The sequence below is a fragment of the Bradyrhizobium sp. B117 genome (assembly GCF_038969555.1).
Classification (GTDB): Bacteria; Pseudomonadota; Alphaproteobacteria; order Rhizobiales; family Xanthobacteraceae; genus Bradyrhizobium.
In genome coordinates, this window is record NZ_CP152414.1 from 6200062 (window position 1) to 6215439 (window position 15378).

At 63.5% G+C, this 15378-nt stretch carries 10 protein-coding genes and 1 pseudogene; 4 read left to right on the forward strand and 7 right to left on the reverse strand.

The window, feature by feature from the left end; translation table 11 throughout:
• The first annotated feature begins 271 nt into the window (after positions 1 to 271).
• Positions 272 to 1561 carry a M20/M25/M40 family metallo-hydrolase gene (locus AAFG16_RS30355; protein ID WP_342731176.1) on the forward strand — a complete coding sequence of 430 codons (1290 nt, stop codon included), beginning with the start codon at positions 272 to 274 and terminating at the stop codon, positions 1559 to 1561.
• 22 nt (positions 1562 to 1583) lie between these two features.
• On the opposite strand, the gene AAFG16_RS30360 is transcribed toward AAFG16_RS30355, so the two are convergent.
• From AAFG16_RS30360 to AAFG16_RS30380, 5 genes are all read right to left on the reverse strand, one after another.
• Positions 1584 to 4634: an autotransporter outer membrane beta-barrel domain-containing protein gene (locus AAFG16_RS30360; RefSeq protein WP_342731178.1), complete on the reverse strand. Its 3051-nt coding sequence runs from the start codon at positions 4632 to 4634 to the stop codon at positions 1584 to 1586.
• Positions 4635 to 4968: 334 nt separating this feature from the next.
• Positions 4969 to 6363, reverse strand: coding sequence for an ATP-binding protein (locus tag AAFG16_RS30365; RefSeq protein ID WP_342731180.1), 1395 nt, complete (start codon positions 6361 to 6363; stop codon positions 4969 to 4971).
• Between the two features lies 1 nt (position 6364).
• Positions 6365 to 7039 carry a response regulator transcription factor gene (locus AAFG16_RS30370; protein ID WP_283080169.1) on the reverse strand — a complete coding sequence of 225 codons (675 nt, stop codon included), beginning with the start codon at positions 7037 to 7039 and terminating at the stop codon, positions 6365 to 6367.
• 204 nt (positions 7040 to 7243) lie between these two features.
• Complete coding sequence (locus tag AAFG16_RS30375; protein WP_342731183.1) at positions 7244 to 8146, reverse strand: ABC transporter substrate-binding protein; 903 nt, start codon at positions 8144 to 8146, stop codon at positions 7244 to 7246.
• A 221-nt stretch (positions 8147 to 8367) separates the two neighbouring features.
• The gene (locus AAFG16_RS30380) at positions 8368 to 10095 is read right to left on the reverse strand and encodes an adenylate/guanylate cyclase domain-containing protein (RefSeq protein ID WP_342731185.1); all 1728 of its coding nucleotides are present in this window, start codon (positions 10093 to 10095) and stop codon (positions 8368 to 8370) included.
• Between the two features lie 290 nt (positions 10096 to 10385).
• Here AAFG16_RS30380 and AAFG16_RS30385 point away from each other — a divergent pair, with 290 nt between their 5' ends.
• Together AAFG16_RS30385 and AAFG16_RS30390 are read left to right on the forward strand one after the other, a co-directional pair.
• Positions 10386 to 11243, forward strand: a complete 858-nt coding sequence (locus AAFG16_RS30385; RefSeq protein ID WP_342731187.1) for a metal-dependent phosphohydrolase — start codon at positions 10386 to 10388, stop codon at positions 11241 to 11243.
• Positions 11244 to 11493: 250 nt separating this feature from the next.
• Entirely contained in the window at positions 11494 to 12867 is a 1374-nt protein-coding gene (locus AAFG16_RS30390; protein WP_342731189.1) for an epoxide hydrolase family protein, read from the forward strand.
• Between the two features lie 105 nt (positions 12868 to 12972).
• On the opposite strand, the gene AAFG16_RS30395 is transcribed toward AAFG16_RS30390, so the two are convergent.
• A complete protein-coding gene (locus tag AAFG16_RS30395; RefSeq protein ID WP_283080174.1) occupies positions 12973 to 14061 on the reverse strand; it encodes a TRAP transporter substrate-binding protein in 1089 nt (362 codons plus the stop codon).
• A 383-nt stretch (positions 14062 to 14444) separates the two neighbouring features.
• Between AAFG16_RS30395 and AAFG16_RS30400 the strand changes: the two are divergent.
• Positions 14445 to 14956, forward strand: a pseudogene (locus AAFG16_RS30400) (DUF5939 domain-containing protein); the annotation flags it as partial.
• 41 nt (positions 14957 to 14997) lie between these two features.
• Here AAFG16_RS30400 and AAFG16_RS30405 read toward each other — a convergent pair.
• The gene (locus AAFG16_RS30405) at positions 14998 to 15348 is read right to left on the reverse strand and encodes a zinc ribbon domain-containing protein YjdM (RefSeq protein ID WP_283080175.1); all 351 of its coding nucleotides are present in this window, start codon (positions 15346 to 15348) and stop codon (positions 14998 to 15000) included.
• Positions 15349 to 15378 lie beyond the last annotated feature (30 nt).

Consider the following 15378-nt stretch of genomic DNA (forward strand, 5'->3'; position numbering starts at 1 on the left):
CTCCCCTTGTGGGAGAAGGTGGCATAGGCGGCCTATGGCCGCCGTTCTTAAGAGACGCCGAAGCGAAGCTTCGGCTACAGCGCCGGATGAGGGGTTCTATCGGCAAACTCATAGCGAGATGAACCCGCGGAGAGAGACCCCTCACCCGTCTCGCCGCTCCGCGGCGAGCCACCCTCTCCCACAAGGGGAGAGGGTCAACAGACCGACGCGCGTGACACGTGCGGGAAACACGGGCATACCGGGCTATCCTCCAACTCATGGACAGCCGCTTATGCTCCGATCGCACCCTGCTCCATCGTTCATCGTTTCCTTGTTTGCTTCGCTCTGGCTGGCCTCTGCGGCGACCGTCGCGCACGCCGAGCCGGCGGCCGATGTTCAGGCGCTGGCGCAGAAGGAGCAGCAGCCGCTGCTCGACACGCTGCGCGATCTCGTCAACATCGAAACCGGCAGCAGGGACATCGAGGGCCTGAACGTGATCGCAGGCCGCGTCGCCGACCAGCTCAAGCAGCTCGGCGGCACGGTGGAGATCCTGCAACCGACCGACATCTATCGCCTCGACGACACGCCCGAAAAGATCGGCCCGGCCGTGCATGCCGTCTTCAAGGGGACCGGCACCAGGAAGATCATGCTGATCGCCCACATGGACACGGTGTACCTGAGGGGCATGCTGAAGGACCAGCCGTTCCGCATCGACGGCGACAAGGCTTACGGCCTCGGCATTGCCGACGACAAGCAGGGCGTCGCGCTCATTCTCCACACCGTGGCGATGCTGCAGAAGCTGAATTTCAAGGACTACGGCACGCTCACGGTGCTCACCAATGGCGATGAGGAAATCTCCTCGCCCGGCTGGCGCAGCACCATCACCAAGTTCGCTTCCGACCAGGACGTGGTGTTCTCGTTCGAAGGCGGCGGCACCGACGGCACGCTGCGGCTCGCCACCAGCGGCATCGGGTCGGCCTATCTCACGGTGACCGGACGATCGTCGCATGCGGGCGCAAGGCCCGAGGGCGGCATCAACGCGCTCTACGAGCTCTCGCACCAGGTGCTGCAGATGAAGGACCTGTCCAAACCCGAGCAGGGCCTGAAGCTGAACTGGACCGTTTCCAAGGCCGGCACCAACCGCAACGTGATCCCTGCGGAGGCCACCGCGCAAGCCGATGCACGCGCGCTGAAGGTGTCGGATTTCGACGAGCTGGAGAAGGCGCTCCAAGAGAAGATCAAAAATCACCTGCTGCCGGATTCCAAGGTCGAGCTGAAATTCGAGGTGCGCCGTCCGCCGCTCGAGGCCAACGACGCCTCGCGCCGGGTGGCGGCCTACGGCAAGACCATCTATGAGGAGATCGGATTGCCGCTGAAGGTCGACGAGAAGGCAACCGGCGGCGGGACGGATGCGGCCTTTGCCGCGCTCAAGACCAAGGGCGCCGTGGTCGAAGGCATGGGCCTGTCGGGCTTCGGCGCGCATTCCAACGACGCCGAATATGTGATGATCGGCAGCATCGTGCCGCGTCTTTACCTGACCACGCGCATGATCATGGATCTGTCCAACGGCAAGGTGAAGTAGCCGTCACTCCTTCTCCCCTTCCCTACCAGGAATAGTGCACGCCGAGGTTTCCCCTCACGCCGTCGCGCCTGCCGCCGTCGGTGCCGCTTACAGCGAACTGGTAGCCGGCCTGGGCGTAGAGGCTGAGGCCGGGAAGAAGCTTCGCGCTGAGGCCGCCGGCGAACTCCAGCCGCGTCGCCCGCTCGACCAGGGGCACCGCGTCGGGGCCGAACATCGTGATCGCCTTGGCGCCCCAGTCGCGCCAGACATTGGCTAGCACGTAAGGTTGCCACACCCGTCCGTCGAGGTCGTTGATGGTCCACTTGCCGCGCAAACCGAGCCGCCCGCTGGCGCCCGAAGTGGTGCCGAGTCCGACCGGGCCCAAGCCGTCGTTGGCGTCGTCGAAGGAAACCCGCTGCCAGATGATCTGGCCCTCGGGCTCCAACACGAGGCGCGGCCCGAACCACGACAGCGGGATCGGATAGCCCGCCTCCAGCGATGAGGTGAAGCCCGTGCCACCGATGGGCAAGTTGGCAAACTGGGTCGCTGCGTTACCTTTGTAGAACGAGCCCTGCAACACCGCGTCGATGTACCAGCCGGTGGGGCCATAATGGGTCCAGTAGCCCCCGAATGAATAGGCATTGAGATTCACCGAGCCGGTGTGTTGCAGCACATAGGCGGTCGCGGCCGCGTTGGTGACGACACCGTCCACGCTCACATTGCCGTTGCCATAGGCAAAGTAGAGGCCGACGGTGTCGCTGTGGCCCGGGATCAGGCTGCCGCGCCAGACATCGATGCCGGTCTGGATGCCTGCCACCTGGCCGGTCGCGCGTGGATCGGCGAAGGCCTGGTAGTGGTTGTCGATCTGCTGACCGAACAAGCGGCCCCAGACCGCCGACCGGCAGTTGTATGGAACAGGTGGGGCCTTGGTGATGGCGCCGCCGTCGGGCGTGGCATTCAGGCACGCCGCGTCCGCCGCCGCATCGCCGACGCGTTCATGCAGGGTGCCAAGTGTACTGAGCCCCATCTGCCGGGCGACAGGCTGCACCACGCCATAGGTCGCAAGCTCCGGTCCAATGGTCGGCCAGACGCCCGGCGGTGGTGGCTGTCCGTCGTCGGGTGCAGGATCAGTGGGCAGCACGCCCGGCGGCGTGACCGGCCCGTTGCCGCTGTCGCCATTGCCGTTACCTCCGTTAAAGGTCGAGCGCAGAAACCAGTCGTCCGGATTGGTGCCGTTAAAGCCGCCTCTGTAGAGACGGTAATCTATAAACCCGGCACGCGCCTCGCCGGCGAGCGTAAAAGCGTTCTCCGCCGTCGCGCCACTATTCGCCGCCTCCACCACAAGGATGCCGTTTGCACTCGTGTAGGCGCCGGGGCCGCTGGCGTTGGTAATGCGTACAAACGAGTTGCCGGTCGCGCTGCCGCCGTTGATCACTAGCCTGTCCGATGGCGACCCGTCGGTGCCGAGGAACGTGTTGAGCCCGATCGCGCCGCCCGCACCAACGTAGTTGACCACGGTCAGCGTCTTGTAGCTGGCAAGAAGCGTCGGATCGCCGGTCGGCGATGTGAACAGGATCAGACTAGGATCGTTGGTCAGAATGGTGACGTTCGAACTGCCGGTCATCGTCCATAGCGAGCCGTTCTGCAGCGTAACGTTGGAGGCGCTGAGGGCGTCGGTAAGCGCAACGCCCTGAACGGTTGAGGCCTTCAAAACCACGTTGCTCGTGGAGCCGCCGCTGACATTCAGCCATTGGCCATTGTTCACGGTCGCGATCGCGTTGCTGAGATAAATGTTGGCAGTAGCGCCCTGCACCGAGAAAGAGGCGTCGCTCGCCACAATCGTCGCATTGCTGTATTGCAACGTATTGGCGGCGCCAGCGTTGTTGAAAAGAAAGCCGAAGCCGCCATTCCCCGAAGCCGTCACGTTGGTGCCGGCCATTGTTACGTTCCCGCCGTTCTGCAGCAGAGCTCCCGCACCGTTGACGACGGAAACCCAGCCGCCAGTCGTCTCGATGCTGGCGGACCCGGTTGCGCGAAGTCCGCTCTCCCCGCCAGTGCCCACGACGGAAACGTCGCTCCTTGTCAGCTTTACGTGGCCACCCGAATCGGCGCTCACGCCGACATCACCGCCCGTGCCAGTGACGCTAATCGGCACATTGGTCGCCGTGATAGTGCTGCCAAGGCTTTGCGCCAGGACTCCCGTCTCACCGCCAGCGTTAAGGCCGGTCACGGTGATGGAGCCGCCGGTGAGCGAGATCGTGCTTGCCGAGAGCGCCTTGACCGCGGCATCGCCGCCGGTTCCGCTGACACTGATGGTCACCCTGTTAGCAGTAATCGTGCTGCCTGTTTCCGCCTCCACAGGCGTCTTGCCGCCGCTCGTGCCAGTAATGTTGATGGTGCTATTGCTAAGATCGATTTGCGCGGCCAACAGGGTATGCGCGGCAAAATCCCCGCCACCGAGCGGCCCTTGCACCGTGATGCTGTCTGCAATGATCTGGCTACCCGCGCCCGTCGCCAATAGACCCGTATTGCCGCCGCTGTTCAGGATGTTGAGGAGCGTGTTGTTGTCCAGCGTGATGACGCCGCCGTTTTCAGCCTTGACCAGGGTATTGCCGCCGCCACTCAGAATCACATTCAGGCCGCTGGCCAAGATATGGCTTTGCGCGCCGCTGGCGAGCAGGCCGATGATCCCACCGCCACCGGTCGGGTTGGCGATGCTCGATCCGCCCGCCGGCGCAGGCGCAATGCCGAAGGTAATGGTGGCTCCGCTCTGAGCCGTCACGGCGGTGCCGAATGGCACATTGATGCTGACACCATCCGCCGCGATCGCCGCGCTGTTTGCCGCGGTTACCCGAACAACCGTACTGGCTGGAGGGATGGTGCAGGAAGCCGCCGCACCGCTGACGCTGACCTCCTGCGAGCCGTTGACCGGGCAGTTCGCCGCCTGCGCGGTGGAGATGCTGCCGTGTACCATGGCGAAAAGCGGCACCGCGGACACGACGCACACCATGTCCTTCCCGATGGGGAGGGCCGGCAGCAACGCTCTGAACAACAAGCGCCTCATCATCGAGGGGCAATTGCCTTTTGCGCTCACGGCGAGGTTTTCCGTCGTGATTCACCCCAATCGGCACCACACTTAAAATTGCAAAACTCGCCACAACTGCGGCGTGAGACCGGGCGGCTCGGATTTCTCGATGGTTGTGGCTAACAAGTTACGTAGTGGACAGAGTTGCTGACCAATTCGGGAGTTCAACCGCGTCTTGCTCCGCGTCACACGCGCGAGCGTACCGTTGCTGGTCACGCTCCTGACGATAGAGCAGGATCAATCCGCTTGCGAGGTGGACCACCACATGGGGGATGAGGGGTCTCTCTCCGCGCATTCAGCTCGCAGTCGAACTCGCGGTGAGAACCCCTCACCCGTCTCGCCGCTATCGCGGCGAGCCACCCTCTCCCACAAGGGGAGAGGGTAAAGCGCCCTTCTCCGCCAGCCTGAACCGCAGCGTGAACTCGGCACCGCCGCCGGGAAGATTGTCCACCGCAACCGTGGCGTCGTGATCGTCGGCCACGCCGCGCACGATCGAAAGGCCGAGGCCCGCGCCGTCGCTGCGCTGGCGATCCCTCCGCCAGAAGCGCTGGAAGATCAGCTCACGCTCGCCATCGGCAACGCCTGGGCCGCAATCGCGCACGCGCACCGAGCCGTCGTCGCCGACCTCGACGTCCACGGCGGTATCCTTGGCCGTGAACTTGATGGCGTTTTCGGCGAGGTTGAAGATCGCGCGCTGGAGCATCTCGGCATTGCCGTGGATCAAAACCGGGCCCTCGCTGCCCTTGAGCGCGATCTCCTTGTGCTGGGCGATCGCAAGCGGCGCGATCGCGCCCACCACCTCGGCGCAGACGGCGCGCAGGTCCGCGGTCTCGCCGGGATCGAGCACCAAGGTGTCGAGCTCGGCGATCTCCAGCAGCTGGGCGACGATCCGGCTCATGCCCTCGATGTCGTCATGCAGCGCCTGCCGTGCAGCCTTGTCGCCGAGCGTCTCGATCCGCGTCCGCAGGATCGTCAGCGGCGTGCGCAATTGATGTGCGGCATCGGCGGTGAACTGCCGCTGCACCCGAAAGCCGTCCTCGAGGCGGTCGAGCGCCTGGTTGACGGCGGTGACCAGCGGCAGGATCTCGCGCGGGATCTGCTCCGTCGGCAGGCGGATGTCGGTGCGCGCCGGGCCGATATTGCTGGCCTCCTCCGACGCCTTCCACAGCGGTGCGATGGCGCGGCGGAAGATCACGATGTCGATGCCGAGCAGGATCAGCAGCACCGGAATGGTGATCCAGCCCACCCGCCGGAAGAAGTTCGAGATGATGTCGTCGATGATGACGTCGCGGTGCGCAAGGTCCTCGGCGACGCGGATGCGCACGACCTTGCCGTCGACGATGCGCGTGACGCTGGCGCCGGAGATCGTCTCCGATGGCGGCGGCGCCGACACTGCTGCGCCGGTCTTGCGGCGGGACGAGAACAGCAGGTGGCCGTCGGCATCGCGGATGTCGTAGAGATAGCGGCCGTAGGCTTCCGAATAGAGGCCCCTCAGGCTGTCTGGCAGATTGAACGTCAGGAGGCCGTCCGGCTGCGCGACGATGCGCTCGGCGAGTACTTCGGCCTGGGCGCGCATGGCATCGCGGTGCAGCTGGTCGACCTCGGAATTGAGCAGCCAGAACAGCACCAGCGGCAGGAAGATCGCGACCACCGCGACCGCGACGATGTGCATGAACACGATGCGCCAGATCAGCGATTTGAAGGTCGGCGATCGGCCGTAGGCCGGCGCGGCGGCCACGTTATTTCTCCTCAGCCATGAGGTAGCCGACGCCGCGGATGGTGTGGATCACGACCCGGGCGCCGTGCTCGGCGAGCTGCTTGCGCAGCCGCGAGACGTAGACCTCGACCGCATTGGAAGCGACCTCGCCTTCGAGGCCGAAGATGTGGTCCTCGACGTTCTTCTTCGGCACCACCCGCCCCTGCCGGCGCAGCAGGATCTCCAGCACCGAGGTCTCGCGCGCGGAGATGATCCGCGGCTGGTCGTCGACGAAGATCTGGCGGCTCTCGGTGTCGTAAACGAGGTTGGCGAGACTGAGCGAACGACCAAGCAGCTGACCCGGCCGGCGCAAGATCGCCTCCAGCCGCGCCACCAGCTCCTCCATCGCGAACGGCTTTGCCAAATAATCGTCGGCGCCGCTGCGCAGGCCGCTGACACGGTCCTGTAGGCCGCCGCGCGCGGTCAGCACCAGAACCGGCAGCGGCTCCATCTGGCGGCGCAGCTCGCGCAGCACCGACAGGCCGTCGCCGTCGGGCAGGCCGAGGTCGAGGATCATCGCGGCATAGCTGACGCTGCTGACCGCCTCGCGCGCCTCGGCGGCGCTGCCCACGATATCGCTCTCATAGCCGGCCGCCGCCAGCCCGCTGGCCACGAGCCGCGACAGCTCGGCATTGTCCTCGACGATCAGAAGGCGCATCGCAGTCCCGGCATCATCACACGGCTCGCGCCGTATCCCTGCTCTCTTCCACCATTCCCAACGCCTCGGCCAGCGAAAAGTGCCGCCTGGTCGGCCGTCCCGCCCCGTCAGGTTGGTGTAAGCCGATCTGGGCGCGCACCGGCGGATGACAGCTCCAGAGCAATGGCTCTGTCCGCCCATACGCCCCCGTCCGCGACGTGCAGTTTACTCGATCACCTCGTCTGCGCCGGCAACGATTGCGGATGAGAACGCATAACCGAGCAGTTTGGCCGCCTTCAAGTTGATGACGAGCTCTACTTTTGTGACGAGCTGGACAGGAAGATCAGAAGGCTTCTCGCCCAACAGGACCCGTCCGGCATAGATACCCGCGCGCCGGTGCGATTGCATGAAATCTCCTCCATAGCTCATCAAACCTCCGGCGGTGGGAAAGTCCCGGGTCTGTGTGATTGCGGGCACGCGATATTTCATCGCCAGAGCAGCGAGCCGCGAACTGCGAAATGCAAAATAAGGGTCGGAGGTAAACACAAGTCCACTTGCCCCGTCCTCGGCCGCCGCAGCGAACACAGATTCAAATTCATCCTCCTTGCTGGCGTTCAATGTCTCCAGTTGAACACGCATTGTATCCGCAGCAGCGCGAAGCTTCTGCAATTGCGATTCTGCGGTCGGACTTGTCGGGTTGGCGACGACCATCAATTTGGTCGCCGTGGGCAACAGGTCGCGCATCAACTCGAGCCGTTTTGGCGACACGTCGACGCTCAGGCTCGAAACTCCCGTGATGTTTCCGCCCGGCCGCGGCAAGCTATCCACCACGTGGAGCTGAACGGGATCGCCGCCCATCTCAAAAACGATTGTCTGGGTCGGGCTCGCAGCTTTCGCAGCAAGTGCCACGGGAGCGCCCCCGGGCGCCACGAGGATATCCACATTTCGGGCGACCAGTTCGGCGGCCAACGCAGGCAATCGGGAATATTGTCCGTTGGCCCACCGAAAGTCGATCTTCACGTTGCGGCCCTCGACAAAGCCCGCTTCTGCCAGTCCCTGGCGGAAAGCCTCAAGTCGACTGGCAAAGAGCTCGGGCGACTCCGGGCAAAGATAGCCAATGACGGGCATGGAGGACTTCTGCCCATACGCGTCGGCCGTCCACGTCGCGGCGCCCGCCATCAAAAGCAGAAAATCCCGCCGCCCGGCGCATCTTCGTAACGTTACTGCTCCCGAGTTGGCGCACCTCATGGCTACGAACCCGTTGCCGTCAGCCGATTGTCGAAGCATAGCCCCGGATGCTCCAACAGTCTTCAACTGGATTGTGCCGGGCATCCGGCGACCGGTCCCGGCTAGGGAGCGTTGAAGGCTATTCCGAAGACCGGAATAGCTTCGTCAAATCCCTTGATATTGCGATCCCCAAGGTCCTCGACGGGCCGCCGACCCTTGACGTCAGCGGCGACTTTCGCGTCGACCAGAATTTCCTTGTCTGCGGCAGATGCGCACAATCGGGCCGCGAGATTCACAACGCTGCCAATGGCGGTGTAGTCGAGCCGGTCCTTGTAGCCGATCCGGCCGACAGTCGCCGGCCCGCTGGCAAGGCCGATTCCGAAACCAACATGGTAGCCGCGCGATCGCCAGCCCGCGATAAGGACCTGCACGGTCCTCTGCATGTCGACGGCGAGATCGATGGCTCTCAACGCAGGCTCTTCGACCGGGACAGGTGCGTTCACCAGCACCATCAGCCCGTCTCCGGAGAAATTGATCAGCGTTGCCTCGAATTTCGCGATGACCCTGCCAAGGTCTTCATAGTACTCCGACAATACGCTCATGACGTCCTCAGGCGCAGCTCCCGCCGAAAAAGCGGTGAAACCCCTGAGATCGCAGAAGACAACGACGACTTCCGTGCGGCGACCATCCAGCATGCTGTCATCGCCGGCCCGATCGACGAGATCGGCGACCTGGGGAGCGAGGAATCGCTTGAGCCTCGCTATGCGCTCCTGGTGCTCCTGCGCCAGCGCCAGCTCGGAAGCCATCTTGTTGAAACTGTTTGCAAGGCGCTGGAACTCGTCCCCGGTGTGGATCAGGATTCGGTGGTCAAAGGACCCGGCACCAATCCTCTCCGTGCCCTCCTCGAGCAGTTTGATCGGCTCTGTCATCCGGTCAGCCAATGCGTAGGCAAAAATGCCTGCGAGCATAGTGCTGACTGCGAGGAGCATTGCCGTCCGCCATAGGGCGGCGTAGATCGGCGCGTAAGCCTCGGATAGTGGCTGCGCGACCACGACTGTCCAATCGGTGCCCTGTACGGGAGCCGCGCTGGCGGCGACAAATTGTCCTTGCGCATCCCGGCTCGTTGCGAAGCCCGCTTTCGGCCCTATCGCGTCCCGCACAGCCCGAAATGGCTTGGAGGTTGCTTCTTCCGCCCCGCGGAGGACCAGGCTGATGTCGGGATGGGCGATCAGGCGACCCGATCGGTCCAGGACGAAAGCAAAGCCGGTCCTTCCGACCTTGATCGCCGAGATCACGTCCCAGATCAGCTTGAGGTTGACCTCGGCTACGACTGCACCGAGGGCTGGTCGACTGCCGACAATCCCAACCGTCAGGTACGGTTCGGAGCCGCGATTGTAGTTGACGTCGCTGAACCAGATCTGAGTTGCCCGGGCCCCGACCAGGGCAGGATCAGCTGATCGGTCCGTACGGCTCTCAATTCGATTGAGTCCGATCCGTGAGACGTAGAGACGCTCCAGACCGCTGCCGTCGAGGAGTGTGAGACTGGCGATGGCGGGCGCTTGTCGAAGGAGGCGCAACGCGTCGGTCCGTCGGCGTTCGTCGGGCTCCTCGGTCCACGGAAGCTGTACCAGCCAGCCGAGCTGCGTTGTGATGCCGTGGATGAAATCGTGTATTTCGGCGGCCGCGGACGCTGACTGGAGGCCGAGCCACTGGTCCAGCCTCGCACGCTGATCGCGATAGCCGAACCACGCTTCAATAACGCCGTTGAATGCGAGTGGGACTGCGACCGCCACGAAAAGCGCGAGCAAATATTTATGAAAGAGGCCGCGAAACCGATCTTGAGGAATCATGATCCGGTCACCCGTACAATCGCACAGATACTACGGGCCCAGAATAACATGTCGCTTTGCCGTCAAGCGAAGTTCATTTGACGCGGGCGTTGCCCCTTCGCGCCTGCACGGCGGACCAGTCACGCGGTCCGGCGACAAGCTACCGGCCAGGAGCAGCCCGGCGTCATCGCCACTATTGATCTAGGTCAAACATCATCCATCCGCTGGCTTCACCCTTCCGGGGTCCTCCTCTTCCTTCCGATCCTGCAGAAGGCCTACTGAAGGTTCGACGACGAAAGTGAGGTTCGCTCATGATCACGATTCCAGAACTGACGTCCCAGGCGCTCGGTGCGTTCCTGATCTCGGAGACGAGCGGTCGCTTCGGCTCGTCTCGCGCCAGCTTGCCGGAATTGCTCCCCTACGCAGCAAAGCTGGCTCTGGAATGTATCGGTAATAGCGACGCACTCTACCACAACGTCGAGCACACCTTGTTGGTCACGCTGGTGGGGCACGACATTCTGATTGGGCGCTCGCTTCTGAGGCCGACGACGGCCAGCGATTATGCTCACTTCATTCTGGCGTGCCTGATCCACGACATCGGCTACGTCAGGGGGATAGTGCACGGAGACCAGGACGGAGCCTATGTTGTTGATGGGACCGGACGAACGATTGAGTTACCGATCGGCTCCTCCGATGCGGCGCTTGCGCCCTATCATGTCGACCGCTCAAAATTGTTCGCCGTGGAGCGTCTCGACGCAGTCGACCAGATCGACGCCACTCGCGTTGCCCAGGCCATCGAATACACTCGTTTTCCCTATGCAGACGCACCAGCGAACGAACTCAAGGACGATCTGGACGAAGAGGAAGGCATGTTGCTCCGCGCCGCCGATCTGATCGGTCAGCTCGGCGATCCGAACTACATGAAGAAATCAAACGCGCTCTTCTACGAATTCGAGGAGATCGGGCTCAACAAATCGCTCGGATACGCCACGCCTGCCGATGTGGTATACAAATATCCTCAATTCTACTGGACCAAGGTCTCACCGCAGATCCAAACTGCCATCCGCTATTTGAACGTGACCTCGAGCGGAAGACAGTGGATCAGCAGTCTGTATGGCAATGTCCTGCGCGCTGAGCGCGAGGTCCGACTATCTGGTCCGCAGCTGTAGACTGGCGTTTCCGAACTGTGATTTTCGCTTCTCTGGATCAAGTCAGGCGAAACGCCGCGTCCGTACCGGCAGCTTGATGATTGCTTTGTCCCGCCGAATTGCCTCGACCGGCGACACGCCGCCTGAATGACGCCGGCGCGACAACGGCTAACGAGCTCTCACAAACCATAACAGGCGCTCCCCGCGCTTTCGCGGGATGATCCGGGACGAAACACCAAGGCGAAATCACCCAAGGCAAAGGACAGGTTCCATGACAATGCTCATCAAACCGCCGGTCGCTGCTGCGGAGGCAATTTCGACCAGCGAGGCCGTCGATCACGACAGGCGCAGATTCCTGACCACCGTCGCCACAGGCATCGTGGCCGCCGGTACAGCGGCGCTGTTTCCCCTCCGCCCAGCGCCCGCCGCGACGAGCGAGGCGATCCGCCCCTTCAGGATCAACATCCCCGACAAGGCGCTCACCGATCTGCGTCGTCGCCTCGCCGCGACGCGCTGGCCCGACAAGGAGACCGTCGACGACGATTCGCAAGGCGTGCCGCTGGCGACGCAGCAGCAGCTCGTCCGCTATTGGCAGACCGACCACGACTGGCGAAAGATCGAGTCCCGGCTCAACGCGTTGCCGCAATATATGACCGGGATCGACGGCCTCGATATCCATTTCCTGCACGTTCGTTCGAAGCATGCCAACGCGCTGCCGATGATCGTGACGCACGGCTGGCCCGGCTCCGTGATCGAGCAGCTCAAGATCATCGATCCCCTGACCAATCCGACCGCACATGGCGGCAGCGCCGATGATGCTTTCCACCTCGTGATCCCGTCGATGCCCGGCTACGGATTCTCGGGCAAGCCGACCGCCACCGGCTGGGATCCGCAGCGCATCGCGCGGGCCTGGGTCGTGCTGATGAAGCGCCTCGGTTACACCAGGTTTGTCGCCCAGGGCGGCGATTGGGGCTCGCCGGTCTCGAATGAAATGGCCAAGCTCGGGGCCCCGGAATTGATCGGCATTCACGTCAACCTGCCCGGCGTCGTTCCGCCGGAGATTTTCAAGGCCGTGGCTTCGGGCGAACCCGCACCCACCGACCTGTCCGACGAGGAGAAGCGCGTCTTCGCCCAGCTCAAGCTCCAGTTCACAAAGCGGCGCGCCTATGCCCAGATCATGGGGACGCGTCCGCAGACGATGTCGGCACTTGCGGATTCTCCGGCCGGCCTCGCCGCCTGGCTGCTCGATCACGGCGACGGCTACGCCCAGCCGGCCGCGGCGATGGCTTCGGCAGTCGCTGGGCATGCGGTCAACGGGCACTCCGCGGGCGCCCTGACGCGCGACGACGTGCTCGACAACATCACGCTGTACTGGCTGACCAACACCGCCGTCTCCTCGGCGCGGCTGTATTGGGAGAACAAGACCAATCTCTATCTGCCTGCCAACGTCACGATCCCGGCCGCCGTCACGGCATTCCCCGGTGAAAGTTTTGTAGCGCCACGGAGCTGGGCCGAGCGGGCCTATCACAAGCTGATCTATTTCCATCAGGCCGAGGCCGGCGGTCACTTCGCGGCGTGGGAGCAACCCGCGATCTTCAGCAGAGAGGTTCGCGACGCCTTCCGCTCGCTGCGCCGCTCGACCTGAACATTTTGGCGGCGCACGCCGCTTTCAAAACCGTCGCGAAGGCGACGCAACGGCAACGCCCCGGAGCCTTCGCTTCGGGGCGTTGCATTCGACGAGAGACTGCGATCAGCTCTGCGAGCGCCGCGCCATGAAGATGTCGTAGCCGACCTCGGCGACCTGGAACCAGGCGTAGCCGTCGCTGGAGAATTTTGCCAGGGAGTCATGCACTTTCTTGAAGTTGGCGTTGGTCGCGCCGACCTCGGCATGCAGCTCCTTGGCCGCCTTGTAGCAGGCATCCATGATCGCCGGCGAGAAGGCGTGCAGCTTGGTGCCGCTCGCGAGCAGCTTCTTCATGGCGAGCGGATTGGCGGTGTCGTAGCGCGCCATCATGTAGTTGTTGGCGGTGTGGCCGGCCTGCTCCAGTACGCTCTGGTAATATTTCGGCAGCGCGTTCCATTTGTCGAGATTGACGAAAGCGAGCAGCATCGGCCCGCCTTCCCACCAGCCGGGATAGTAGTAATGCGGCGCGATCTTGTAGAAGCCGAGCTTCTCGTCGTCATAGGGGCCGACCCATTCGGCGGCGTCGATCGTGCCCTTCTCCAGCGCCGGATAGATGTCGCCGCCGGCGAGCTGCTGCGGCACCACGCCGAGCTTCTGGAGCACCCGGCCGGCAAAACCGCCGATGCGGAATTTCATGCCGCTGAGATCCTGGGGCGTGTTGACCTCTTTCCTGAACCAGCCGCCCATCTGGCAGCCGGTGTTGCCCGCGAGCAGCGAGATGACGTTGTAGCTCTTGTAGAACTCGTTGAGCACCTCGCGCCCGCCGCCCTGCATGTACCAGGCCTGGTTGATGCGCATGTTGGGGCCGAACGGCACCGACGAGCCGAAGGTGAAGGTCGGGTCCTTGCCGAAATAATAGTAGGAGGCGGTGTGGCCGATCTCGCAGGTGGCGTTCTGCACGGCGTCGAGCACCTGGAGGCCCGGCACGATCTCGCCGGCCGCGAAGATCTGGATCTGGAATTTGTTATCGGTTGCCTCGGCAACCATCTTGCACATCATCTCGGCGCCGCCATAGAGCGTATCGAGCGATTTCGGCCAGCTCGTCGGCATGCGCCATTTGATTTCCGGCATCGACTGCGCGATCGCGGGCGCCGCGAGCGTGGCGGCACCCGCCGCACCAAGTCCTGTGACCTTGATGAAGTCTCTTCTCTTCATGATTTCCTGCCCTGATGGATCTGATTGTTGAGCCTTCTTGCCGAGGCTTGGAGACCAGCATGACGTAACGGCCAACGGAATTCCATCGTGATCGCACTGCGGCAAAGAAAAAGCCCGGCCGCCGCGGGGGCCGGGCTGCTCTGGCAGCCGTGATCGGTCTGCTATGACCGAAAGCGGCCTCATCCTGCATCAAGCCAACCAGGAGCAACGTCCCGACGTTCCGGCTTCAAAAGTGCCGCAAGCAACAGCGGCAAGCCAAAGAAGAAAGCCCAACCTCAGCGCCGCAAAGCCCAACTTGTAGGATGGGTAGAGCGCAGCGAAACCCATCGACAGCACCCGGCGTGAACGTGATGGGTTTCGCTGCGCTCTACCCATCCTACCCGCTGCGCCCCGGCGCGCTGCGGTTGACCCTGGAAAACCTCACCGATGCGCGCGTGCCGCCGGCGGTGTGGGTGGCGAACCAACAGCTCGAGGATCTCCTAACCCGGCGCAAGCCGAGCCTGACCGCACAAAGCGCCTCCTCACGAACCAGACTTTCCGCGATCTCTACCGCACCGCCCCATCGCGCCATTGCCGCTGCGATCCGCATGCGCGAGGCCATGAGCGAGCTAGGGCCCCAGCGCCAGCAGCAGGGCCTGTTGCTGAAGATGGGCATCCACGAGGGATCGTGCCTCGCGGTCACGCTCAACGGCCAGCAGGACTATTTTGGGCAGACCGGAACATCGCCTCGCGCGTTCAGGGCCTGGCTGCCTCGCGCTCGATCGTCGTGACGGAACCGGTGGTGGACCACGCCAGGACCCGCGACCTGCTGGAAGCCAGCGGCCTCAACCCGACCCGCCGCAGCGTCGCGCTCGACGGGATCGCGGAGAGAGTGTCGGTCTACGAGATACCGTGAGGCGGCGCGGCCCGGCGAAGTGCAGCCGTCAATTGCGCCTGCTACGCCTTCTTCACGAATTCCGATTTCAGGTTCATCGCGCCGATGCCGTCGATCTTGCAGGCGATGTTGTGGCCGTCGGTGGCGTCCTGGAGGCGGATGTTCCTGACCTTGGTGCCGCCCTTGACGACCGATGACGATCCCTTGACCTTGAGGTCCTTCATCACGACGACGCTGTCGCCATCAGTGAGGATGTTGCCATGGGCATCGCGCACCCCAGCCTCCTGCGGGACCGGCGCGGCCGCATCGCCCGCAGCGCTCCATTCATGGGCGCACTCCGGACAGACCCAGAGATCGCGGTCCTGATAGGCGTGCTCCGACTGGCAGTTCGGGCATTTTGTTGCGTCGTTCATGGCAGGTGTCGATCTCCGGAAAAAGCTGCG

What these genes read in the sequence shown, in the direction of transcription:
- AAFG16_RS30385 (WP_342731187.1), top strand. Translation starts at nt 10,386, where the DNA reads ATGATCACGATTCCAGAACTGACGTCCCAGGCGCTCGGTGCGTTCCTG.
- AAFG16_RS30375 (WP_342731183.1), bottom strand. Translation starts at nt 8,146, where the DNA reads ATGCCCGTCATTGGCTATCTTTGCCCGGAGTCGCCCGAGCTCTTTGCC.
- AAFG16_RS30370 (WP_283080169.1), bottom strand. Translation starts at nt 7,039, where the DNA reads ATGCGCCTTCTGATCGTCGAGGACAATGCCGAGCTGTCGCGGCTCGTG.
- AAFG16_RS30380 (WP_342731185.1), bottom strand. Translation starts at nt 10,095, where the DNA reads ATGATTCCTCAAGATCGGTTTCGCGGCCTCTTTCATAAATATTTGCTC.
- AAFG16_RS30390 (WP_342731189.1), top strand. Translation starts at nt 11,494, where the DNA reads ATGACAATGCTCATCAAACCGCCGGTCGCTGCTGCGGAGGCAATTTCG.
- AAFG16_RS30405 (WP_283080175.1), bottom strand. Translation starts at nt 15,348, where the DNA reads ATGAACGACGCAACAAAATGCCCGAACTGCCAGTCGGAGCACGCCTAT.
- AAFG16_RS30355 (WP_342731176.1), top strand. Translation starts at nt 272, where the DNA reads ATGCTCCGATCGCACCCTGCTCCATCGTTCATCGTTTCCTTGTTTGCT.
- AAFG16_RS30395 (WP_283080174.1), bottom strand. Translation starts at nt 14,061, where the DNA reads ATGAAGAGAAGAGACTTCATCAAGGTCACAGGACTTGGTGCGGCGGGT.